The organism is Bacterioplanoides pacificum (genome assembly GCF_042648445.1).
Taxonomy (GTDB): domain Bacteria; phylum Pseudomonadota; class Gammaproteobacteria; order Pseudomonadales; family Oceanobacteraceae; genus Bacterioplanoides; species Bacterioplanoides pacificum.
On the sequence record NZ_JBHRYB010000013.1, the window covers coordinates 435,388 to 458,481 of the forward strand.

Below are 23,094 nucleotides of genomic sequence, written 5' to 3' on the forward strand. Positions count from 1 at the left end.
TTTTCTAATCAAAAGCCCGGCAAATGGCATATAACAAACAACCTTCAGCGCCACCGCAGGCCCCTCCTATTCAGTACCTGCCGGCTTTTGTTGCCGCCGCACAACTGGGCAGCTTCCGTGCTGCCGCACAACAACTGAATGTCACGCCGTCTGCCATCAGTCAGCAAATTAAAAGTCTGGAGCAAAGGATTGGTCTGAGTTTATTCAGCCGTCAGGGCAAGGAACTGCAACTCAGTCAGGCGGGCGAAGAGTTTTTTAGTTTTGCAGCTCACAGCCTGGGACATTATCAGCAGGGCTGGCAAGGGTTTGCAGAACAGTTTCTGTCCCCTCAGATTCGAATCAGCATGACCGACTACGTCGCCAACCGCATCATTATTCCGCGCCTGGCAGATTTTATGGAGCACAGCGGCATCCCGCTGGAAATTCACACCAGTTCGCGCAATCAGAATCTGCAGGCCAACACGCTGGATGCCGCGATTCGTTTTGGCACACCACCCTGGCCCGAACATCACGCCCGGGTCATCAGTGACGCTCAGGTTGCCATGGTCGCCAGCCCGGAGTATTGGCGACAACATCCGTTAACCTGTCGTCAGCACTGGCAACACCAGACCCTGATCCACGCCCGCCGCGTTACCAACGACTGGCAACGGCTGGAGCAATCACAGGGCTATACCATTACCGCCCGTCAGCAACTGATGTTTGATAGTTATGAGACTGCCATCGAAGCAGCCAAGGCCGGATTAGGTATTATGCTGGCCAGCTTCCCGACCTCAAACCAGGAGTTACGCAGCGGCGTTTTGCAGGCACATTCGGAAAAACGCTTCAGCAGCGGGGAACATTTTTATCTGATCACCAAACCCAATGATCATAAAGAAAAGCGCTATCAGCAGTTATTCAGCTGGCTGAGTGCGGTATTCGCAGAGTTATAACAAACCGTTTAATTCACCACCGGATAGGCCAGCTCGCCCCAGTCGTGGTCTGCTGCATCCAGGATAATATCAATCATAATCGGCAACAGAGTCATCATCAGCGCAGCACCGTCTTCCACCTGTTGCCGGTTAATTTTGCTGCGGTAAGTGGCACCACCACCGACGACCTGATTATGTAATACCTGTAACCGATCCAGCACGATGCCTAATAACGGTGCTACCTTTTTGCGGCTTAAATAATTTAATGCATCCACCGACGAGCGGTTAAACAATAACTGCCACCGGCTATCTCCCTGTTCCTCACGTAATGCCTGCCAGAAAGGGGCAAACACATAAGGATTTTTGATTAGGGCCTTTACCGGCCCGGAATACTGATGCCACAGACAGTGATATATTTTTTCGTCATGATCGAGGGCCACCAGTTGCTCAACAAAATGAACAAAATCAGCCTGTTCAGCTAACGAGCCGGAGTCATCCGCAGCTACCCGACAGGCAGAAAAACCGATCCAGGCCGAAATAAACTGCATATCCGCATCATCAGCCTGGTGCTCTGCCGCCTGGAGCCAGCTCAGCGCCCGGTGCAAACGCGTGGAATGCCGCTGATCAAAACCGTTACCTTGTTCGCGTAAGCGTTGTTTTAATCCTGCAAAAGATAACGTTTGAACATCAGTCATCGATGGCATTCCGTTTTAGCATTAAACAATTAACCGCAACATTCGCTGTGGTCATCAAAATCAATGGCCAGGTAGATAGCGGCGCTCGGGAACTGTGCCGGATACGCCACATAATAATGTGTTGATTCATCCACCGGCCACCAGCAGGCGGCTTCGCGCGGCACATCGTCGAGATTTACCCGTTCGATACAATAATGCAATTGCATACCCACGGTTTCTGGAAAGCTGTCGGTAAAATACGCCGGAAAACCATCTTCTGCGGTATCCAGTTTGCCTTCAATGGTCAGCTGTTGCAGTTTGTTTTTCCAGCTTTCGTCCTGGCTGACATCCAGCAGAAAATCACCCAGATAATTGGTGTGACGCTTTTTAATAATTCGTTGGTTAGCCATAACCATCCTGTTCGGTTGTGTTGCGTAACTGAGATCGTTAGCAGGTTAAATTGCTAACGTTGTATTTTTGGCCAGCCTGGTTTTACCAGGGTAATAACTGACCGTTGGAGTGCCAGAAGCCACCGCTGTTATCCAGCGTTAACTCGTCGATCCGTGCTAATAAACCGGCCGCGGCTTCTGCCGGAGTAATATCGCCGTTAAAACCGACCATCCGGGTTTGAACAAATCCGGGGTGCAGCTGAGCAACCGCAATACCTTCCGGCTTCAGATCCATCGCCAGACTTTTACCAACCGCGTTCAGCGCCGCTTTTGACGCACGGTAACCATAATAAGCACCGGAGGTATTATCAGCGACCGACCCCATACGACTGGTAATATTGGCAATTTTACTGCCCTCTGTCAGCAGTGGTAACAGGCTGTGAACCATGTTCAGTGGTGCCAGAGTATTAATTTCCAGCTGGCGGCGAATACTGTCGAGATCCATATCATCGAGCGTTTCGTTCAGAAAGATGCCGGCATTATTGACCAGTATATCCAGCGGGCCATCCAGTAACTCTGCCAGCATAGTTTGCAGGCCGGCAACGGCGGTTTCATCGCTGACATCAATACCGCTGACAATCTGATCGGCGATATCGTCCAGCTCGGCACTGCTTTCCCGGCACACAGCTGTTACCTTATCACCCCGGGCAGCAAACAACTTCGCCAGCTCCAGACCAATTCCCCGGTTAGCACCGGTAATCACTACGTTTGCCATGCTTGATCAGCCTTTTCATTTGTTTCGGTGGCCACCATAGTAATGCAATCGCCGGGGAATGAAAGTAATGGCCAGTGACACAAGTGCAACACACAGTAACGGCATAGAAACCACCAGAGAGCTTCAGATGACCACAGCCACACATAACCTGACCCGCCTGCTGGTACAAGCCCTGATCCGTACGGCTTCACAGTTCCACACTTCAACGGCCATGGCCGTTATTTGCCGGAGCAGCTTGTGATAAGGTAGTGATAATCCAAACAATAAAACAGCCAACGTCCGGAATATCATGAGCAAACCGTCTCCCAGCAATAAATCGTTAACCAAAAGTCTTATCCGGCTGCCGCTGGGCACCCCACTGGCCGATGTCAAAGCGTTGTTTGGTCAACGCTGGACAACGATAAAACCGCGCGATCAGGGTTGGGTATTACGCAGTAACGGACTGCCGGTTGGTTTACGTTTTGATCAGCAGGGATTATTGGCTTATCTCGACTGCAATGCCAATTCACCCAAGCTGCAGATGCAACAGTTGTCGCCCGGTATGTCACTGGAACAGGCTCAGGCAATCTACCCTCAACTGACACTAACACCCGATGCCGAACTGGAGCAATTTGGAATTCTGAGTTACAACACACCACTGGAAGACGGCAACCGCCTAGAAATCCGCTGCCGCAACCAGCAGCTGATCGCCATCACGCTGGACAATCCCAACGCCTGTTACCCGGATAACACTCAGCAACTTGAGCCCGAGGCACACATCTATCCCCCGGCAGACACACAGGCCTGTCATTTTTTCGCCGACCCTAACTTTAAACTGGCAGTACTGGGTGAGCTGAACCAGCGACAATTAATTAACCTGGCGGACCGCCAACAGCTGACCGATTTTGTTTACGGTCGGCCAATGGATACTGACGATCTGCCTTTTGGTTTAGTACAACCGGTATTGGATTACCTCAGCCATTACCCGCTGACTGACGCTTTATTAGCCCGACTGACCTCCGTATCTGTCGACTTCAGTGATGATATTTATTGTTATTGCTTTAATTATTGGGATGGTGAAGGCCAGGAGTTTGATGTGTCTTCATTAACAGGAATCGGACATTGCATTAATCTGGAAACCCTCTATCTGACTTGCGGCTGTGACGGTGTATCACTAACACCGCTGCGAACACTGAAAAAACTGCGCCATATTTATGCCGATGGCCTGGCATTTACCGACTATGAAATATTATTAGCACTGCCACAGCTGGAATCGGTTAACGGACTGCTGGAACATATACCTGCGGCGATTGCCACACAGCTGCAGGCCAGGAATATCGTGCTGAACTGAACAACAAACCGACCAGGGAACGAGCGGTTATGAAACGACTTGTAGTATTTTTTAGTATCGCACTGGTTGCCATCGCCAGCTTAACCCAGCTGGATGATGAGCTCACACCAGAAGCCAAACAGCTGCTGTTACAGCAACAAAATCCGCCCTCTAGTAACGCTTATTATTATGCTTTGGGTTTTTCGGCCCAGGCCGGGAATGATCCGAAAACCGTTGGTGAACAACGGTTTCTGGCGCTGTCACAGACAACCGCTGAGGGGCAGGAAAACTCCGCTCAGCCCCCACTGCTCCTTCCCGAAGGGGAACCGTTTTGCCGCTTCAGCCAGCCGCAGTGCCTGGAGTATTTATTAACTCACGATAACAACGGCCTGTTAACACAACATTCGCTACTGCTTAACCGTTTCCGCCATTTTTTAACATTTAACGAATACACCACTCAGACTCTGCCCGACGCTGCGGAGGAGTTTGTACCTTACCGTTATTTAAACCACGCCGCCCGGCTGGCTCTGATTGAGGCCATCCAGGCCTACCAGCAAGGTGCCGTTGTGGTGGCAGAGGATAAGCTGACACAACAATTCCGTCAGATTCGCCGCGCCATGGCGTTACAGGATACCGTAATTGGCAAAATGCTGATGTTATCCTGGCTGAACGATATCCTCGATCTGCACAGTGTTATATTGGCGCAAAGCGGACGACGCAGCCATCGGCTGAGTCGGTTAACTCAGGCCGAAAAAAGCTTCAGTGATATCATCGCACGTGAATTTATGTTGTCTTATCGTTTATTCCGCCAACTGGATAAGCGCCCGGACTTCTTTGATGAGCAGGGTGAGTTGCCAGGCTGGCTGGTGCGGATTGTTTTTAAACCCAATATGTCTGTGAATGCGATCACTCCCGGGTTGTACCGGTTGCAGCGTCTGTCGTTATTACCCCCGAACGAATTTGCCGCCGCCGTTCGACATGAGCCTCCGGGCAAAGCCCGCAGTTCGATGCTGAGAAATTATGCCGGCCATGTACTGGTTGGCATTTCAGCCGACTTTGATCAGTACCTCGCCAGACTGCACGACTTCGATATAAAACTGATGATGTTTAATCAGCTCTATCATTGGCAGCAAAGTGCCGATGCCTTAACACATCCGTATTTTAATAAGCAGCAACTGAGGAAAACAGAAACCAGCCTGTGTTTTCCCAGTGTGATAGAAAATAACCGCCAGCCCCCCTGTCTGATCCTGGCGCTGAAGCCGGCGACCGAATAACCGTGACAGGCGCTGATGACGTATTAACGCCGCTCAGCGCCTGTGTCGCTCAGTAATAATAATACAGCGACAACTGAATATAATCGTCCTGACGCAACTGATAACTGAGATTGTCATCCGCCGATGAATGGAACAATAACCCTTCAACATTCAGCTTCATGCTGTCCCCCAGGCGGGTTTCCGCTTCCAGCAGCACACTCCGGGTAGCCTGATCATCCAGATCCTGACTGATACCAAACAAGACCTCACTTGAGTCGGCATCATTCAGTGCCAGCCGGCCGCCAACAAACAGATCATTTTGTCCTAAAGCCAGTGCAGCGTCATCGCGTGAGTCATACTGGTATTCAGCCAGCGCACCTAAATCCCAATCGGTTTCGGCGATACCGTAAAAGGTATATTCAAAACCACCGGTCGCTGCACTGTAATCTTCAACATCGATTGCGGCATAGTCCGTTCCGATGCTGTCATCAAAGGTGCGGTAAATGGTTTCCAGTTTCCATAACCAGGAGTCCAGCGTCGCCTGAACATCGAGACCAAACTGATCTATCAGCACATACAAGGGAGCCAGTGCTACCGGCTGAGGCGAAGCACCGGCAAACTGAGGAACAAACAGCGGATCTCGACTGGTGCCGCGGAAATACGTCAATCCGACATCATAATCATCCAGTGTGTGTGCCCAGCGCAATGCCAGATCGATGTGGCGATCTTCCTTATCCGACTGATACAAAGCATCATCTTCGGCAATATCCACAGCAAAGCGGAAACGTCCGTCGTTACCGGCAAAAGTACGCTCGCGGAAACCCGGTAAAATAAAAGCATCCAATAATCCCCAGGACTGCACCAGAGATAACTTCAGCATCGGCTGACCCAGTTTATCTTCGCCGTCCGGTGCTTCAACAAAGTCTGTCTGGTTAACAATATCCACCAGATGCTGAGATTCCGTAACACCCCAGAATACCTTGCTGATACCGGCTTTTAATTCCCAGCTGTCACCATAGGTTAACCAGGACGCTTCACGGATATCCGCGTGACTGCGTTCGTCATCTTCGCTGTCCCAGCGGCCAAACGCTCTGAACACCACAATATGCTGGCCACTTTCTGATTGCCAGGCCAGCTCAGGCTCGATACTGGCACTGAACTGGTGCCGGGCCTGATCGTCATCCGCGCTATTAAATTGTCCGGCATTGAGAAATTCACGCCATTCCGCTCCGGCATTACCGCTGAATTCCACACCGTCCAGTGCCTGACTGGTTGCGGCACTGAACAGTGCCGGCAGTAACCATAGTTTAAGCTGTTGCATAACTCGTCCTGTTGTTAACACTTAACGGGCACGTTTCAACGTCGCTTTATTAAAGTCAGAATCTTTCAGACCGGTTTTAAACTCCAGACTCAGTGTTTTCAGATCGGTGCTTTTTCTGGTCTGGTGATTCACCATCGTCATCGCCATCGGACGCCAGTACTGATCAAGATACTGCTGGTATTGAGCGAAGGTCAGGGTTTTAAGCAGTGACTTTTTACGATCGTAAAAATCAATTTTCTGAGCCCGGAACTCAGCTTTATCCAGCCACACAACCTGGCGCGTGTAGCCGGAATATTTATCTGTTGGAATCTGTTCAATTTTATAACAGTCCTGGCCATTCAGTGATTCTTCACCTAACAGCTGGAACTGATACTTTTCCAGTTCAAATGAACTTAAATCTTCATAAGAAAACTCACTGCCCATAAAGGGGCCCGATTTATTACGCGAGGATATACGTTTAACCCGCTTTAAGGCCGGCAAATACAACCACTGGTCATCCGCCTTATCAACGTGTGAAAAACTGAGAAAAGCAGTGCCTTTTACATCCCGTGGCTGATCAAAAATAGTCAGCCCCTTGTCACCATCATCCGTCACTTCAAGGCTTTTCATACGCATTTCACGCACACTTTCCTCGCCCTGTGCATTACGCAGCGTCATGATGACAGCGGACTGGGAGTCACCCCAGCCCAGGTCACGGGTTTTCCGCTCCTCGGCAATGGCCAGTCCCTGTTCCTGCGGTGTTTTGCCACTCAGATCCAGCGCCTGACTGAACCCGGCCAGCGTCATTAAGACAGAACCGGCGAGAATTTTAACGGTTTTATTGAATATCATAATCGGTACCTTCTGTTATCCCTGTAATTGCATTCACTGGCTATGATTTGTTGCCTGATTCATCGCCACTGCTACTCTGCGATGATTAGCTGCACCATCAACGTCTCTGACAGACAGCTGTCGTTTATCCACCAGCAGCAGGAAGGCGGGTAAAAATAAAAAATCCACCAGCAAGGCGACAAAACTAATTAATGCCGTCGCGATGCCCATATCGGCATTCATGTGGAACGCTGAAAACGCCAGCATGATAACAGCGGTTACCGGCAGCAGGACTTTGTGATGTGTTACCACCCAGTCGCCCGGTTTTTCCATACCGCCATGGTGCTCGGGAGCCATCGCCACTGTCAGCGGGTCAGCGTTTGTTTATCCTGAAAATCCACTTCCCGCCCCTGTAACCGGCTGGCGACAATATAAGCCTGCCCGGCCCGTCCATGACGACGCAACCACCGATCCAGCCAGAGCCAGCGGCGACTCAGCGTATCCAGTGTAAAAATAACCGGAGCCTGTAATGCCGGTAACAGCTTAAGGCCATAGGTGCTGGGCAGCTTTAATGCCTTGCGGATATCCGCGGGAATAAAGAAACCGGAATATATCCGGTGCAGCCAATAGACAAAAAACCGGTAAAACGCTGAACCGGCCACGTCACGAAATGCTTGCAGATAAGAGTCCGCCAGTTCCAGACTGTCATGATCGGGATTAATCCGGGCAGAAACGGCCACCATATACAGCCAGTCGACCCCTTCCGCTTTGGTCTGTGGCAACAACTGATCCTTGTCTCCCATCAGGTAACCACTGTAACGCCACAGGTGTAACACGGCTTCAATTTCTTCATCGCTGAAACGCCAGCCCAACATTTTACAGCCCAGTATCATCAGCATCGAAAAAGCGACATTGGTGGCTAAAGCGTCTCCCTGATTAATCGGCAGCCCCCACTCAGCAGAGTTCCAATCGGGATGTTGTAATAATCGCCGGCGCACCAGGGCATGCATAATACGAACCCGGATCGCTGAATTATAACCTTTGCCATGCAGCGCCAAACCACCCGGTGTGGTGACATCAAACCAGAACGAGGTGGTTTCCGACACCCGATCAAACGAGCTGTTGCCATTTAATGCGCCGGTAAACGCCAGCGGCTTGGCAATATCCGAATTGGCATAACCACCTAACAACGCCAGATCCCCCAGCGCATACATGGCATGCCGGCCACAACGATGTATGGTTTTACAGGCCAGCTCCAGTCTGGCGTCATCCAGCCATTCCGGCTTCTGTTCAGCACGGTATAACAACTGATACAGTTGCGGCGCTTCCGGAGTGCCGTCCGGGGCAACTAAAGAAGCTGCCCCCTGCTGCAATCCCCGATTTAACAATGCCATTCCCTGAGCCGGTTTTCGCTGAACAAATAATTCTTCCGCGACGTCATCCCCAATACTGTCGGCCTGCATATAAGCAGCACCAAACTGGCGGATTAACGCTTCATCAGGTGCCGGTGAGTGACCAAATAACAACTTAAACCCGGCCCGGATTTTTCGGGCACGAAAGGTCTTTTTTTGTTGTTCATATACAAACCGGGCAGGAATATCAGCAACAGGAGCCATCAGCAACTCATTACGGCCTCAGAAACCTTGCGACGCTTCAGCCTGCGAACTGAGCCGTCAGTAGCCGCAGACGTTCCTGCTGCATCTTCAGCGAATATTCCAGCTCTTTATAACGGGTGCGCAAAGCGGCTTTTTCCCACTTTTCCGCCAGCGAGCGTTTGGTTTCTTCATATTTATGAGCCTGCAATTCGGTCCAGGCATTCAGCATCTGTTTAAACTCGTCGTATTCTTTTTCCAGCTGTGCGGTCCACAACTCCAGCTTGGCCGGGTCCTTGGCACGCGCCAGTTTCTCCTGCGCCTGCTTAAACTGCATATTCAGTCGCGCGCGCTGAATCTTAAAGTCCGGCACCACTTTCAGATCCCAGGTCAGCCCGACCCAGGAACAGGCTTTAATAAACCACTTGGTCGGATCCCAGTGAAACCAGCGGATACCGTTACGATAATCGTTCTGGAAGATGTGATGGTAATTATGATATCCCTCACCGTGGGTCAGAAAGGCAAATAACGCGTTATCACGGGCGGTATTGCTGTCGGTGTAAGGTTGCGAGCCCCATTTATGTACGATGGAGTTGATAAAAAAGGTAATGTGATGAGCCAGCACAATGCGCAGGAAACCGGCCAGTAATAACATGCCCAGAATGTCATCGGTCAGAATACCCAACAACAGCGGAACCCCAATATTCATCCCCAGGGCGATGGGAACGTAATATTTGTGCTGCCACATCACAATCGGGTCTTTCATCAGGTTCTTCACGTTATCGAAGTTGACCTCACCGCTTTTGTATTTGCGCAACATCCAGCCCATATGTGAGAACCATAAGCCACGTTTGGCAGAATACGGGTCGCGTTCAATATCGTCACAATAACGGTGATGCACCCGGTGGCCGGAACTCCAGGACAAAATACTGTTCTGGAACGCCATCGCCCCCCAGAGCGCATACCAGATGCGCAAACTCCAGTGCGCCTGATAGGCATTGTGTGACCATAAACGGTGATAACCACCGGTAATCGCCATTCCTGTCATCCAGGTAATGACAACACAGGCCACCCAGGCTGACGTTTCAAAACCCTGGGCAATCGCATACCAGGGAACAGCGATAACAGATACCAGGGTGGTAATGGAAAACATTAAAACCGGGACCCAGTTCACCGGTGCCTGTTCAGCTTGCGACTCGCTGGCTGGTTTGACGTTATTATTGTTCATTCAGTTTCTCAATCACTGCAATTGGGCAAACGGGAATCATACCTGATTATGTCCTTTCAGGCATGAGGCAGATCACTGATTACCAATTAGTCCGCTGCTTTTTTAACCAGCCGCCGCCTGGTAAGGCGTCCGACGGATAATTAATGAAAAAAATACACTGCTGCTATTCTTAAAACGGCATTTTAAGTCCGGTTATTCCGGCCGCGGCAAAGATACCACCTCGCCCAACGCCGCGTATTCGGTACCCCCAAGGCGTGCCACCGGATTCAGGTCTGCAGCCGAGACTTTAAGCCGGCCGTTGATTTTTGCTGCGACCTGCTCATCCAGCCAGGCACGCTTAATCTCCAGAAATACCACATGCTGCGGCCCATCACCCAGCTCAACCACCTGCTGCAAACAACATTCAAACGCCACCGGGCTTCCTTTGATACGACCCAGACCGGCTTCACCAAAGTTCACCACCTCAAGTCCCAGCTGTTCAACCTCACTTTCCTGATCCGATAAGGTCGCCGCACTGCTGTTCAGTGGCTGCAGCTGTTCCATTGATGCAATATGCAGCACACAAGACGGATCACGCTTCAGATTGGCGAAAGTATCTTTGCTCAGGTGCGCCGACTTGTTGCCAATGGACACCACCAGGGTCGGTGGATTGGAACAGACCGGGGCAAAAAAAGAAAAAGGCGCCAGGTTGTGTTTGCCATTTTGCTGGCGGGTCAGAATCCAGGCGACCGGACGTGGCAACACGGTCTGCACCAGACAATGATATATTTCAGAGGCTGATAAAGCGGAAAAATCGAGCTGCACAGCGGCATCCTCCATCAGAAAACGGGCCGTTACTATGACGACGGTATCCTTCTCGTTCAACCGCCTGCGGCTGGTAATCCGGTTAAAAAGCCGATATAACGCCGGCACGACACGGCTACCCACAGGCTTTTTATGTTTTCCATCAGTCGATTTTTTCCGTTTCTGGCACTGGCGGTCAGCGCTCTGGCCTGGTACCAGCCGCAGCCGTTATTAGGCTGGAAAGATGCCATTGTGCCGCTGTTGATGGTGATTATGTTTTGCATGGGACTGACCCTGCGGCTGGCCGACTTCCGCCGCGTACTGAACAAACCCAAACCCATCGCTACCGGTGTGATGTTGCAGTTTCTGCTGATGCCGCTGATTGCCTGGGCGCTGGCAATGCTGTTGGGATTATCACAACAACTGACGATTGGCCTGATTCTGGTAGGGGCCTGCGCCGGAGGCACAGCCTCCAATGTGATGACCTACCTGGCTGGAGGTGATGTAGCGTTATCGGTCAGCATGACCCTGATGTCGACGTTATGGAGTGTGGTGATCACTCCCTATCTGGTGTGGTTTTACGCCGGAGCTGAAATTGTGGTCGATATTCAGGCGATGATTTTCAGCATCGCCAAAATTGTCATTCTGCCGGTCGCGCTGGGTTTATTTGCCAACCATTATGTCCCGCAACTCGGTAAACATCTGAATAGCTACCTGCCCGACCTGGCCAGTGGTGCGATCCTGATCGTAGTGGCCATTATTGTTGCGCTGAACGCCGACGAAATTGCCACGCTGGGAAGCACTGCGGCACTGGCCGTGATCTTACACAACCTGCTGGGGCTGGCAGGGGGTTACCTGATTGCCCGCTGGAACGGACACACCGAAGTGGAGGCCCGCACTATCGCTCTGGAAGTCGGTATGCAGAACTCCGGCCTGGGAGTTGCCCTGGCACTGAAGTTTTATGGCCCACTGGCGGCGCTGCCCGGCGCATTGTTCAGCGTCTGGCATAATATCAGCGGATCGTTACTGGCGGCCTTCTGGAAATGGCAAACCCAGCGTCGTATCCGCCAGCTACAGCACGCTAAAACAGCTCAGGTACAGTCATACAGCCCGGATCAGCATCAGCCATAACGGTAAAGCAGCGCTTTCAGACCTTTGCCGGACTGGGCTTCAACGAACACATCCGGGTTGTCGATTCGCCGAATAAACTGACAATCCGGACAATGTTCTGCCACCTGTTGCTGCAGGAAGGTTTCATCCAGATCCGGAGAATTCAGACACAACAACAGCTCTGCCCCCGGGCTGCAGAACTGGGGCAGGCGGCGCAATATTTTGCCGTAATCGCGTTCGATATTAACACTGCCCTTCTGGAAGGTTGGTGGGTCACAGACCACCAGATCATAAGGACCGTGTTTTTTAATCCGACCGAACGATTTAAAAATATCCACCCCTTCAAAGATAACCCGGTCGAGATCCTGATTATTCAGCCGGTGATTGTTCCGGCCCGCCGCCAGGGATGCCTTACTCATATCAATGTTGACAATTTTACTGGCGCCACCGGCATGCGCCGCAACGGAAAAGGCACAGGTATAAGCAAACAGGTTCAGGACCCGTTTTCCCCGACTGCACTGTTGCAACCAGCGCCGGCCATTCGCCATATCAAGAAAAATGCCGGTATTCTGCTGTTGCCCCAGCGTCAGCCAGTATTTCAACCCCTGCTCCTGTAACACCAGACGTTCGGTTGCTGCGCCAGCTAACCAGACAAACGGACCATCCCGCAGATAACGCTGCTGAGCAACAATCTGTGTCGCCCGGGGAATGTGCCGGCGTAATTCGGCCACCAGCTGCTGCAGCCAGAGATCATCGGCCGGGCGATACAAGGTGATCAGTACCAGCGGCGCATACCAGTCAATATTGACATGTTCGTAGCCCGGATACGCATGACCTCGGCCATGAAACAGCCGTTGTGCCTGATCGTCTGCTGGCCAGTGAATGTGGTTGAACACAACAAAACCCACTCGTGTAACAAAGCGGCGCATTGTCGGCCAAATGCGGGCAAAAAGTAACCGGAATGACACAATTAGCGGTTACAAACCTTAATCAGAGACCAATATTCTCTCCGTTCGAAAATATATCGGCATTATTGCTAATAAATGCTTGGTCGGCTCAGATAAGTAGGCTACTATGGCTCTGCTTGGTTGTTTACTGAGCAGCTATTGGCGAGTGCTCTATATTTTGTCCCGAAAAGTCAGGCAAACCTGATGCTGGCGAACGTGATACAGGATACTGGTCGATAACCCAGGATTTGTTTCGACTCAGGCTGATGCTTGTATCAACACAAATGCCAAATGTAATACCGGCCAAAATTATTTGGCACAACACCAAGCCAAGTAAGTTGGCACAACGCTAGGAAAGAAAAATGGCAGAATTAGTTCAAGGCACCGTTAAATGGTTTAACGATGAGAAAGGTTTCGGTTTTATCGAGCAGGAAGCTGGTAAAGACGTATTTGTTCACTTCAGCGCTATCAATGGCTCCGGTCGCCGTTCTCTGGCTGAAGGCCAGAAAGTGACTATGGAAGTGACCCAGGGCCAGAAAGGTCCTCAGGCTGAAAACGTTACGCCTGAATAAGACTTCCGTGCCAGCAGTGCTTACTGCTGGCCACCTCCCCCCCTTCTTTGATCTCCGCCGTTCAGGCACTCGTAATTTATCGTTAAGCTGTTAGTCTGACAGAATGTCTGACGGATTAAGTGCGCCTTATGATTGACCAGGGTGAAATGTTTGACATCGCAAATCCCTGCCGTGGAGTATGCGAAGTCAATAACAAAGGGTATTGCAAAGGATGCCTGCGCAAACGCGAGGAGCGTTTTCACTGGAACGAGTTCACGCCGTTTCAGAAGCAGCTGATCGTCAACCTGTGTGAACGGCGGCGGGTAAAAGCACTGGCGGCGATGCGCCAGGCTGAATGCCAAACCACTCAGCATAAGACCGAAGAGAGCGATATTCCGCAACTGGATCTGTTTACAGCAACGGATACATCGGATATCAGCAGCGTAACCCCGCCTGCGACACACGAAGAAAGCAGCCCTCAGAATGCGTCCGGAAGCGTCGTCACAACAGCCAGCGAACCCAAAGATCAGTACGACTTATTCTGACAACACAGCGGTCAGCTGCATTCGGCAACCGCACTGGCGAGCTTATTCTTCCATTCCAGCGTCTGACTGGTTTTATTACTCGGTTTGTATTCCGCTCCCACCCAACCCTGGTAACGCGACGTTTCGATGGCCCGGAAAATCGACTTAAAATCGAGCATACCGGTGCCCGGTTCTCCTCGCTGAGGGGTATCGGCAAACTGAATATGGCCAATCTGGTCAGCGTAACGGGTAATGACGTCACACACATCCTCCCCCATCATCGCCATATGGTATACGTCGTACTGAGCTCGCACGGAAGGCATATTCAGCTCACGCACAATATCAAACATCTGCTGGCTGAAGGCGATCAGAAAACCCGGCATATCGCGGGTATTGATGGCTTCAAAGGTGGTGGTGATACCAAAAGGCGCCAGCGACTGGGCCGTTTTAGCCAGATTTTTTTTAAAGGTATCGAGATAAAACACCTTCTGATTTTCATCACTACAACGGCCAGGCAGAACATTCACACACTGTACCTGCAAGGCCCGCGCATACGCCAGGCACTCCACCAGCGCAGCTGCATATTCCGCCTGCTTCCCCGGCACCGCTGCCAGCCCCTCTCCTCCGAGCATCAGATCACCGGCCGGCACATTGATTAAGACACAACGCAGACCATGGTCGTCCAGCGCCCGACGAATATCTGCGATCGGTGTATCGTAAGGGAACTGGATTTCCACCGCACGAAAGCCGTCTGCACGAGCAGCCGCAAAACGTTGCAGAAATGGCAGTTCAGGGTACAGCAGCGATAAATTAGCGCTCAGTTTCAATCGTTTTTCTCCGTATACATCTCCACCAGCGTACAAGGGTCCCGTTCCAGGTAGCCCTGACTGCCATGAAGCCTCATCAGCTCGGCCCCCAAGCCAGCCATCGGGGTGGAGCTCTGCATGGTTTTGGCCAGCTGCGCGGCCATATCCAGGTCTTTTAATAATGTTTTAACGTGCCATTTAACCGGCTCATAATCCTTCCCGGCCATCCGCGGCCCGGTGAGCTGCAACGGAATAGAATCGGCAAACCCGCCCTGTAACGCAGCCGGAATACGGCTGGCATCAACACCGGACTTTTCTGCCAGCGCCATCATTTCAGCCATCACCAGAACATTACAGCTGACCAGCATCTGGTTACAGATTTTCGTAACCTGACCCGCACCACAGTCGCCCATACGGGTGAGCCGTTGCGACAAAGGTTCAAGCAGTGGCCGCAGCGCTTCAATATCCTGCTCACGACCGCCGGCCATGATCGCCAGCGTGCCCTGCTCGGCCCCCGCGACACCGCCGGATACCGGAGCATCCACCCAATATGTCCCACATTGTTGCTGCAATCGTTCTGCCATGTCGCGGGTGCGCTGAGGGTCAATACTGGAAAAATCGACCAGCCGTTGCTCCGGTCGCAGGTAACAGGCCAGACCCTTCTCAGCAAATACCAGCTGCTCTACCGCATCACTGTCAGTAACACATAACATGATGACATCACTGTTGCTGACCAGCGTTTTCAGATCGTCGGCAAGCTGCGCTCCGGCAGCAGCCAGCGGTTCTGCTTTATTGCGACTACGATTCCATACTGTGAGTGAATAGCCGGCAGCCAATAACCGGCGGCTCATAGGTACCCCCATCAGCCCCATACCGATAAAACCAATACGCGTGTGTTGCATAACAGGCCGTGTTTCCGCAGCGATAAGATAGTGGCCGCGATAATATCAAATAGTCCGCTATTTACTGAACGCTAATTTACACCGCTTTGCGCCAAACCATGGCAGGCGAATTACAGAGCCAGAAAAATCCTCGCCGATGATTTAAATCAGGCAGCAAAGGATAAAATAACGATGAATATGGCAAGCACTTTTGCAGAGTCGCAGCGCCTTTACCTGTGGCATGTTGCATTCAATCGGTCAGCTGCTGATCCGTCTTGCGATGCCTGCCGAAACGGCCAGCATCGATGAAGCACAACAGAGCGACGACGAAATCCGCGATACATTTCCGCGCCAGGTCGCTCAGTCAATTGCTCTGGATAGCGAAGCAGCACTGGCCGATCTGGCGGCTCTGGACTCGCTCAGCTCCGGCCTGGACGGCTTATTAGAATAGCTCAGCTGGCAAACCATTCACGGCTGCGGGCTACCCGCTCGGCAGCCGGTAATGCCACCTCCACATCTGTCAGCGCATCGATACGTTTAAGGCGCGGTAGCAAGCCGTTGCCATTCGCCACCTGAATCGCCAGGCCGGGGCGGGCATTCAGCTCCAGCAATACCGGTCCACTGCGCTTGTCCAACACCATATCCGTTCCCAGATACCCCAGCCCCGTGACGTCATAACAACGGGCTGCCTGTTCCAGTAATTCGGTCCAGTCCGGTAACTCAAGCTCGTCGATGGAACAGCCGGTATCCGGGTGGTGAGTCACAGGTACACCGTGCTGTACCGCTTTTAATGGTCGGCCGCTGGCAATATCCAGTCCGACACCCACCGCTCCCTGATGCAGATTGGCTTTGCCATCCGACTGACGGGTCGACAGGCGCATCATCGCCATTACCGGATAGCCGCGACAAACGATGACGCGAATATCCGGGACGCCCTCAAACGAATAGCGTGCCAGCTGCGGATCAAACTCAATCAGCTCTTCAATAATGGCAATATCAGGCGTGCCGCCCAGACTGTAAAGACCGGCAAGAATATTAGAGGTATGGCGCTGCAGCTCGGCCATTGTCAGTGCCTGGCCACTTTTTTTCACAAAGCCCTGGTCGGCCTGATTGAGCACCAGAATACCTTTACCACCACTGCCTTTGGCCGGCTTGATGGCAAAGCCTGAGACATCCGCCAGCATATCAGCCATAAAGTTAACGTCATGCTGGCTGCGTACCACACCGATCAAGGCCGGAGAAGCGATGCCGGCTTCCTGCGCCAGCAGTTTGGTTTTCAGCTTATTGTCCACCAGCGGATACAGATGACGTGGGTTATAACGGCTGATATAACTGATATTACGGCGATTCATACCCAATACACCGCTGCGTTTCAGCCGCCAGGGAAACACCATCATGAGGTTTCACCCATCACCCGGAAGCGATGCAGTTCCAGAATACGGTAGCCGGTGTAGGAACCAATCATCAGGATCAGCGCCAGTATCACAAACTGAATGCCAATAAAATTAAAGGTCAGGTGACGAATCCAGGGATCACTCATTGCCCAGTAGGCCAGTACGGCAGTCAATAAGCTGCCTCCGCCCTGCACCATCACTTCCCGGCCACCTTCTTCCTCCCACAGAATCGACATACGCTCGATGGTCCAGGACAGAATAATCATTGGAAAAAAGGTGATTTTCAGGCCTTCCGTCAGGCCAATTTTATACGACAACACACTGAAGATACCGATGATCATAATCACGGTAATAATGACTGCGGTGATCCGCGCCACCAGCAACAGGTTCAGCCGCGACAGGTAACTGCGGATAAACAAACCGGTGGCAACCACCAGTAAAAAGCCGACCAGCCCCGTCACCAGTGAAGTCTGAATAAAAGCCAGGGCAATCAGAACCGGCATAAAGGTCCCCGAGGTTCGGATACCAATCAGTATCCGCAGAATACACACGATCAGCGCACCGATCGGCATCAGCAGAATGGTCTGGAACATCGCCTGCTCCTCAATTGGCAGGCTGTGAATAGAGAAGTTCAGAAAATCGTGCTGGCTGGAAATATTCTCAGCGATATTGGCATAAGTCGATTCTTCCCGGCGGATCATGGAAAAACGCACCTGAGAATTTTCGCCGCCAATCACATCCAATACCGGCGCGCCCTGATTTTCCCACATCAGGATCGGAATATTCTGACTGGTCAATAACTGACTTAGATGTTCACCCGGCAAATGGAACACTTCACTGCGTTCCTGTCCCCAGACCCGCAACATAGGTACCAGGCTCTGGCGCCGGCGGCCATCCTGTAAGGGTAAACCGTACACCAGCGTTGCCGGAACCCGGGCCTTGTGTAACATATCCACAATTAAGCCTGGCAAGTCATTGCCAAAGTGGGTTTTCAGCAGCTGAATATCCTGATCCGGATTGCTGCGGGAAAATTGCTTCAGCAACTCCCGGGTCAGACTGAAATTCCCGGCCGAGGTCTTGTAAGCCCGCATCAGTGCGGTATTGGCCGCGGTGGCATACGGCTCCGGCCAGCTCACCGGAAGCAACTCCGGCGCCGGCAAAGGTTGCTGGCGCTCGGTCTGCTGACTTACCAGCACCTCCGCACGGTAAAACAGTTCCTGAGCACCATTGGCAGCACGAATGGTCCATTCTGCCCGCGGATTATCACTGTCGATAAAATTCAGTCCATAGCCTGGTGATGCACCGGCTTCTTTCAGCACGGTATAACCGTCCTGATCCTCCGGTCGTGCCATGGAAACCTTAACTGAGTTGCCACTGGCATCAAACTCAACACTGGCCTCCACCGACCAGATGGTCTGGGTTTCGCCGTACAACAGCGGAACTTCGTACACCCAATGGCGATGCAGGATCAGGGTAATACCAATCGCCAGCAGCACCACCACCGCAATAAACAGCGGGAAACGCGGGAAATTTACTCGTAATGAAGTCATGGTTTGGGTTGTCCTGCATCATCAGGAATAAATTTTGGCTGCACAAAACGGCGACCAACATCAATCAGCGTCATATCGCGTAGAAAGCTGCGCCCAAGCAGGATGGGGTACGTCATTTCAGAACGATCGGTGAGGGAAAATTCGGTATCCTGCTGTAAGCCGCTACCCAGGTTAACGGTCAGTTTCACCACCGCGCGACGGTCAATTTCATCAGCCGATGCCTGGCGAATACGGACATGACGCTCCAGCGGAACTTCGATATGAGTGGCATCACTGTCGTCGTCGTGTTGCAGATCAAAACGCACCCAGGGCTGACCGTTGCGCTCAAATTTCTGGATATTAATCGCACTCAGTGAGGACGTTGCGGCACCGCTGTCGACACGGGCCTTATAATGGCGACCCGGCGGGGCCAGATAAATCCATTCCGTTGCTCCGACCAGGGTTTTACCGTCCAGCGAACGGCTGGGTGCGGCGGCCGGCGGACAATCTGCCGTCGCCAGCGCCGGGCTGGCAGCCGTTAACATCTGCAACTGCTGACTGACACGCTCTAAGGTTTCACCCTGCAACTGCAACCGGCTGTCGACCACTGCCGTATCGGTGCATTGTATTTCACGGGCTTCCTGTTCACTGACTACCTGTTCCAGTGTACTGCGGATACTGCCTTCCGTGACGGCACGGTGTTCTGCGGAAGGCCAAATACTGCAGCCGGTCACGCTTAACAGGCTACATATAAGAACAAAGCTGGCTGCCCTGCGGGGCATAATCGTCTCCAGTGCTGATTCGGATGGTCGGCATTTAAGCATAAGGCGCTGTTATCCTGAACATCGACATTGATAATTAGGGAAGTACTTCACTTACTCGGGACAAAGCGCGATATTCAGGCACAAAAAAAGCTCCCGTGGGAGCTTTTTGGCTGAAACAGACTATTCCGCATCACATCTGCGATTGCAAATAGTTCTGCAGGCCAATCTTGCCGATCAGACCCAATTGTTGCTCCAGCCAGTGAGTGTGATCATTCTCAGTATCATCCAGCAGCACCTGCAACATGTCCCGGGTCTGATAATCACGCACTTGTTCACACAATGCCATCACATCACGCAAATCGTCGATCACTTTATATTCCAGGTTCAGGTCGCTCTGCAACATTGCTGGCACATCTTTACCGATATTCAGTGGCACCCGGGTGACCATATCCGGTGTACCACCAAGAAACAGAATGCGTTCAATCAGCTTAGAGGCGTGCCCTTTTTCATCCTCAAACTCATGATCGATACGTTCGTACAACTTACCCAGGCCCCAGTCCTCATACATCCGGGAATGGATAAAATACTGGTCCATGGCGCTCAGCTCACCGGCCAGCAGCTCGTTCAGTTTTTCAATAACCTGTTGATTACCACGCATAATTTATACCTCGCCTTGGTGTCCTTACATCATGGACTGCAAATAATTTTCGATACCTACCTGGGCAATCAGCTGCTGTTGAGTATCCAGCCAATCGAGGTATTCCTCTTCGTATTCTTCGATACTGAGTAACAAATCGCGGGTAACAAAGTCTTTAACCGACTCGCAATACGCGACCGCCTCTTTCAGTACCAGCAGCTGTTCTTCAATCTGATCCAGATCACACTGCAGCATTTCTTCTGTTGTTTCACCGATACGTAAACGGTTTAACCGCTGCAGGTTGGGCAGACCTTCCAGAAACAGAATACGTTCAATCAGTTTATCGGCTTGTTTCATATCCTTGATGGATTTTTTATAAGCCTTGTCATTTAATGCATTTAAGCCCCAGTTTTTAAACATTCTGGCATGCAGAAAATACTGATTAATCGACGTCAGTTCGATGCTTAATATCTGATTAAGATATTCATTAACTTTTGGATCTCCTTGCATCGGATGATCTCCCCTGATTTAGTTACCAGACCAGTCTATAAAGGCCTGACGGGTTTCGCAAGCATATTGAGAAGAAGCTAAATTGAATAATAAAGCGCTGCATTCTCATTTAAAAACAAGATAACTAACTCAATATAAAGATATAAAAAAATCCCGCCTGACGGCAGGATTTATGGAACCAGACTGATAGCGATTAGCATTAATTATCAGGGTTTAATACCAATTTCAAAACTGCCATCCGAGTCAAACCGAACGACCTGATCACGTTTTTTTCCCAGCAAAAACACCGCATCGTCATAGAATAAAAAATTCTTCCAGTAACGACGAAACAACTGCCATTTAGTCTGAATAATATTCTGCATGTCGTAACAGAAAAATACGGTGGTATTGTCATCCCACTGACAGTGTCCGGCGATCAGCTCAGGCAACTCATCATGATCGCTTTCCCATAAGGTCTGCCACTCACCTTTTTCCAGCCAGACACCGTTTTGCGAGGGCCAGTCATCGCTGAGAAAATGACTGGCGTGGGTAGCCTCTTTGCTCAGATGCTGGCGCCAGAATTGTTGCGACGAATCGCTCGCCAGCGGCTGAATCTGCGCCAGGTCGGCGCTATCAACCGGCATTTCACGATGCCGGAAAATCCAGCCCTGTTTATAATCTTGTAGTGGAATATAGTTCATAATACCCTCTCAGAGGCGCAAGAGTACCACCCGGCCGCGGACGAAGAAACCACATCACCGTCAGAACCTGACCGCCCAGTTTTTCCCTCCGGCTTTGGCCTGGTACAGCGCACTGTCGGCTTCTCTGACCAGCTTTTTAATAATGTGATTGGTGGTGCCCTGCGACACCGCCGGTTCATTATGCTCCAGCCGTTTTTGCGAGTCGGTATTATGCACCATAAATCCAGGGCATAAAAAAGCCGCCCCCGGTTGCCCGGGGACGGCCTGTTGGTAACGCCGTTAGCAGACACGGCTCACTGACGGCTTAGTCGTGGAAGGTTTTTTCCGCGATAAAACCTTGTACCGTGGCCAGCTCTGCCGGTAACACATCCAGCTTCTCTTCACGCTCCATCAGATCCGCAAGGTGATGAGGCAGCGCCGGAACATCAAAGCCTGCGCGTTTGACCGCTTCTTCGAATTTCACCGGGTGTGCTGTCCCCAGGGTAATCATTGGAATTTGCTGATTGCGGCGGCAATCCCGTGCAGCTTTAACACCCACAGCGGTATGCGGATCCAGCAGGTAACCGGTTTCATCATAAACCTGTTGCATGGTGGCGATAGTTTCATTTTCATCCACCGCCTGGCTGTCGAACAGCTCACGGGCTTTGGCCAGCTTGTCTTCGTCCAGCGTTACTATGTCCTGCTTGGCATTCATACGCGCCATCAGCTCTGCCAGAGCCGGACCATCGTGATCGTACAAATCAAACAACAGGCGTTCAAAGTTACTGGAAACCGCAATATCCATGGACGGCGTGATGGTGTGTTTCAGCGGCCGGACTTCGTATTGGTTTTTGCTCATAAAGCGGTGCAGAACGTCATTGCTGTTGGTGGCAATGATTAACTGCTCAATCGGCAGGCCCATCTTTTTCGCCATATAACCGGCAAAAATATCACCAAAGTTACCGGTCGGTACGGAATAAGCTACCGCGCGCTCTGGTGCCCCGAGGTTCAGAGCCGAATAGAAGTAATACACGATCTGAGCCATGATGCGTGCCCAGTTGATGCTGTTTACCGCCACCAGTTTACGCTCACCACGCAGGAAGCTCTGGTCGCCAAAGCTGGCTTTCACCATATCCTGAGCATCATCGAAATTACCTTCGATGGCGATATTATGGATATTGTCGCCCACCACAGTCGTCATCTGACGACGCTGAACATCGGACACCTTGCCGTGTGGATGCAGAATAAAAATATCCACGTTGCGGCAGGCTTTAGTACCTTCAATCGCAGCAGAACCGGTGTCACCCGAAGTGGCGCCCATAATCACCACTTTTTCGTGACGACGTTCCAGCACGTAGTCGAGCAACCGGCCTAACAGCTGCAGTGCAAAATCTTTAAATGCCAGCGTTGGCCCCTGGAATAATTCCAGCACATATTCGTTATGATCAATCTGCTGCAACGGCGCCACGGCTTTATGGCCAAAGCCGGAATACACCTCATCCAGCATGGTTTTCAGCGCCGCTGAATCCACACAACCTTCCACGAACGGGTACAACACTTTGTGCGCCAGCTCGGTATAGGGCAGGTCACGCCAGGACGCGATTTCTTCCGCTGAAAAGGTAGGTACTTCTTTCGGCACGTACAGGCCGCCATCGGCTGCCAGTCCGGTCAGCAGCACTTCTTCAAAGGTCAGTTCCGGGGCATTACCACGGGTGGAGATGTATTTCATCATGCTCACAA

27 protein-coding genes are annotated in these 23,094 nt (G+C 51.5%); 7 read left to right on the forward strand and 20 right to left on the reverse strand.

The window, feature by feature from the left end:
• Nucleotides 1-23 precede the first annotated feature (23 nt).
• The gene (locus ACFOMG_RS13240) at nucleotides 24-929 is read left to right on the forward strand and encodes a LysR family transcriptional regulator (protein WP_376867234.1); all 906 of its coding nucleotides are present in this window, start codon (nucleotides 24-26) and stop codon (nucleotides 927-929) included.
• A gap of 8 nt (nucleotides 930-937) precedes the next feature.
• Here ACFOMG_RS13240 and ACFOMG_RS13245 read toward each other — a convergent pair whose 3' ends face one another.
• From ACFOMG_RS13245 to ACFOMG_RS13255, 3 genes are all read right to left on the reverse strand, one after another.
• Nucleotides 938-1,603: a hypothetical protein gene (locus ACFOMG_RS13245; RefSeq protein ID WP_376867236.1), complete on the reverse strand. Its 666-nt coding sequence runs from the start codon at nucleotides 1,601-1,603 to the stop codon at nucleotides 938-940.
• A gap of 29 nt (nucleotides 1,604-1,632) precedes the next feature.
• Entirely contained in the window at nucleotides 1,633-1,992 is a 360-nt protein-coding gene (locus tag ACFOMG_RS13250) for a hypothetical protein (protein ID WP_376867237.1), read from the reverse strand.
• Nucleotides 1,993-2,074: 82 nt separating this feature from the next.
• On the reverse strand, nucleotides 2,075-2,746 hold the full coding sequence (locus ACFOMG_RS13255) for an SDR family oxidoreductase (protein ID WP_376867239.1): 672 nt from the start codon (nucleotides 2,744-2,746) through the stop codon (nucleotides 2,075-2,077).
• A 289-nt stretch (nucleotides 2,747-3,035) separates the two neighbouring features.
• Between ACFOMG_RS13255 and ACFOMG_RS13260 the strand changes: the two genes are divergently transcribed.
• Nucleotides 3,036-4,076, forward strand: a complete 1,041-nt coding sequence (locus ACFOMG_RS13260) for a DUF6892 domain-containing protein (protein ID WP_376867240.1) — start codon at nucleotides 3,036-3,038, stop codon at nucleotides 4,074-4,076.
• 29 nt (nucleotides 4,077-4,105) lie between these two features.
• Entirely contained in the window at nucleotides 4,106-5,329 is a 1,224-nt protein-coding gene (locus tag ACFOMG_RS13265; RefSeq protein ID WP_376867242.1) for a hypothetical protein, read from the forward strand.
• 49 nt (nucleotides 5,330-5,378) lie between these two features.
• On the opposite strand, the gene ACFOMG_RS13270 is transcribed toward ACFOMG_RS13265, so the two are convergent.
• The 6 genes from ACFOMG_RS13270 to ACFOMG_RS13295 form a co-directional block, all read right to left on the reverse strand.
• Nucleotides 5,379-6,629, reverse strand: a complete 1,251-nt coding sequence (locus ACFOMG_RS13270) for a hypothetical protein (RefSeq protein ID WP_376867245.1) — start codon at nucleotides 6,627-6,629, stop codon at nucleotides 5,379-5,381.
• 21 nt (nucleotides 6,630-6,650) lie between these two features.
• The gene (locus tag ACFOMG_RS13275; protein ID WP_376867249.1) at nucleotides 6,651-7,460 is read right to left on the reverse strand and encodes an outer membrane lipoprotein-sorting protein; all 810 of its coding nucleotides are present in this window, start codon (nucleotides 7,458-7,460) and stop codon (nucleotides 6,651-6,653) included.
• Nucleotides 7,461-7,493: 33 nt separating this feature from the next.
• Nucleotides 7,494-7,796, reverse strand: coding sequence for a hypothetical protein (locus tag ACFOMG_RS13280; RefSeq protein WP_376867251.1), 303 nt, complete (start codon nucleotides 7,794-7,796; stop codon nucleotides 7,494-7,496).
• A gap of 8 nt (nucleotides 7,797-7,804) precedes the next feature.
• A complete protein-coding gene (locus ACFOMG_RS13285) occupies nucleotides 7,805-9,055 on the reverse strand; it encodes an oxygenase MpaB family protein (RefSeq protein ID WP_376867252.1) in 1,251 nt (416 codons plus the stop codon).
• Between the two features lie 37 nt (nucleotides 9,056-9,092).
• A complete protein-coding gene (locus tag ACFOMG_RS13290) occupies nucleotides 9,093-10,259 on the reverse strand; it encodes an acyl-CoA desaturase (protein ID WP_376867254.1) in 1,167 nt (388 codons plus the stop codon).
• 192 nt (nucleotides 10,260-10,451) lie between these two features.
• On the reverse strand, nucleotides 10,452-11,123 hold the full coding sequence (locus tag ACFOMG_RS13295; RefSeq protein WP_376867256.1) for a flavin reductase family protein: 672 nt from the start codon (nucleotides 11,121-11,123) through the stop codon (nucleotides 10,452-10,454).
• Between the two features lie 72 nt (nucleotides 11,124-11,195).
• Here ACFOMG_RS13295 and ACFOMG_RS13300 point away from each other — a divergent pair, with 72 nt between their 5' ends.
• Nucleotides 11,196-12,173 carry a bile acid:sodium symporter family protein gene (locus ACFOMG_RS13300; RefSeq protein ID WP_376867258.1) on the forward strand — a complete coding sequence of 326 codons (978 nt, stop codon included), beginning with the start codon at nucleotides 11,196-11,198 and terminating at the stop codon, nucleotides 12,171-12,173.
• Here ACFOMG_RS13300 and ACFOMG_RS13305 read toward each other — a convergent pair.
• Complete coding sequence (locus ACFOMG_RS13305; RefSeq protein WP_376867260.1) at nucleotides 12,164-13,048, reverse strand: class I SAM-dependent methyltransferase; 885 nt, start codon at nucleotides 13,046-13,048, stop codon at nucleotides 12,164-12,166. The two genes, ACFOMG_RS13300 and ACFOMG_RS13305, sit on opposite strands and share 10 nt — an antisense overlap.
• 413 nt (nucleotides 13,049-13,461) lie before the next feature.
• Between ACFOMG_RS13305 and ACFOMG_RS13310 the strand changes: the two genes are divergently transcribed.
• On the forward strand, nucleotides 13,462-13,671 hold the full coding sequence (locus ACFOMG_RS13310) for a cold-shock protein (RefSeq protein WP_376867262.1): 210 nt from the start codon (nucleotides 13,462-13,464) through the stop codon (nucleotides 13,669-13,671).
• Nucleotides 13,672-13,817: 146 nt separating this feature from the next.
• Nucleotides 13,818-14,195 carry a DUF1289 domain-containing protein gene (locus ACFOMG_RS13315; RefSeq protein WP_376867264.1) on the forward strand — a complete coding sequence of 126 codons (378 nt, stop codon included), beginning with the start codon at nucleotides 13,818-13,820 and terminating at the stop codon, nucleotides 14,193-14,195.
• Nucleotides 14,196-14,206: 11 nt separating this feature from the next.
• On the opposite strand, the gene ACFOMG_RS13320 is transcribed toward ACFOMG_RS13315, so the two are convergent.
• Both ACFOMG_RS13320 and ACFOMG_RS13325 read right to left on the reverse strand, forming a co-directional pair.
• Nucleotides 14,207-15,001, reverse strand: a complete 795-nt coding sequence (locus ACFOMG_RS13320; RefSeq protein WP_376867266.1) for a hydroxypyruvate isomerase family protein — start codon at nucleotides 14,999-15,001, stop codon at nucleotides 14,207-14,209.
• Nucleotides 14,998-15,882, reverse strand: coding sequence for an NAD(P)-dependent oxidoreductase (locus ACFOMG_RS13325; RefSeq protein WP_376867268.1), 885 nt, complete (start codon nucleotides 15,880-15,882; stop codon nucleotides 14,998-15,000). The genes ACFOMG_RS13320 and ACFOMG_RS13325 overlap by 4 nt, the downstream gene beginning before the upstream one ends.
• Nucleotides 15,883-16,072: 190 nt before the next feature.
• On the opposite strand from ACFOMG_RS13325, the gene ACFOMG_RS13330 reads away from it, so the two are divergent.
• On the forward strand, nucleotides 16,073-16,312 hold the full coding sequence (locus ACFOMG_RS13330) for a hypothetical protein (RefSeq protein WP_376867270.1): 240 nt from the start codon (nucleotides 16,073-16,075) through the stop codon (nucleotides 16,310-16,312).
• Nucleotide 16,313: 1 nt separating this feature from the next.
• On the opposite strand, the gene ACFOMG_RS13335 is transcribed toward ACFOMG_RS13330, so the two are convergent.
• The 8 genes from ACFOMG_RS13335 to thrC form a co-directional block, all read right to left on the reverse strand.
• Nucleotides 16,314-17,258, reverse strand: coding sequence for an alpha-L-glutamate ligase-like protein (locus tag ACFOMG_RS13335; protein ID WP_376867272.1), 945 nt, complete (start codon nucleotides 17,256-17,258; stop codon nucleotides 16,314-16,316).
• On the reverse strand, nucleotides 17,255-18,805 hold the full coding sequence (locus ACFOMG_RS13340; RefSeq protein ID WP_376867273.1) for an inactive transglutaminase family protein: 1,551 nt from the start codon (nucleotides 18,803-18,805) through the stop codon (nucleotides 17,255-17,257). The genes ACFOMG_RS13335 and ACFOMG_RS13340 overlap by 4 nt, the downstream gene beginning before the upstream one ends.
• A complete protein-coding gene (locus ACFOMG_RS13345; RefSeq protein WP_376867275.1) occupies nucleotides 18,802-19,566 on the reverse strand; it encodes an ATP-dependent zinc protease family protein in 765 nt (254 codons plus the stop codon). Before ACFOMG_RS13345 ends, ACFOMG_RS13340 begins: the two co-directional genes overlap by 4 nt.
• Before the next feature lie 172 nt (nucleotides 19,567-19,738).
• Nucleotides 19,739-20,206: a bacterioferritin gene (bfr, locus tag ACFOMG_RS13350; RefSeq protein ID WP_376867277.1), complete on the reverse strand. Its 468-nt coding sequence runs from the start codon at nucleotides 20,204-20,206 to the stop codon at nucleotides 19,739-19,741.
• 24 nt (nucleotides 20,207-20,230) lie between these two features.
• A complete protein-coding gene (gene bfr, locus ACFOMG_RS13355; protein ID WP_376867280.1) occupies nucleotides 20,231-20,695 on the reverse strand; it encodes a bacterioferritin in 465 nt (154 codons plus the stop codon).
• A 206-nt stretch (nucleotides 20,696-20,901) separates the two neighbouring features.
• The gene (locus ACFOMG_RS13360) at nucleotides 20,902-21,375 is read right to left on the reverse strand and encodes a DUF2947 domain-containing protein (RefSeq protein ID WP_376867282.1); all 474 of its coding nucleotides are present in this window, start codon (nucleotides 21,373-21,375) and stop codon (nucleotides 20,902-20,904) included.
• Between the two features lie 60 nt (nucleotides 21,376-21,435).
• Complete coding sequence (locus tag ACFOMG_RS13365; protein WP_376867283.1) at nucleotides 21,436-21,594, reverse strand: hypothetical protein; 159 nt, start codon at nucleotides 21,592-21,594, stop codon at nucleotides 21,436-21,438.
• 85 nt (nucleotides 21,595-21,679) lie between these two features.
• On the reverse strand, nucleotides 21,680-23,083 hold the full coding sequence (gene thrC / locus ACFOMG_RS13370) for a threonine synthase (RefSeq protein WP_376867497.1): 1,404 nt from the start codon (nucleotides 23,081-23,083) through the stop codon (nucleotides 21,680-21,682).
• Nucleotides 23,084-23,094 lie beyond the last annotated feature (11 nt).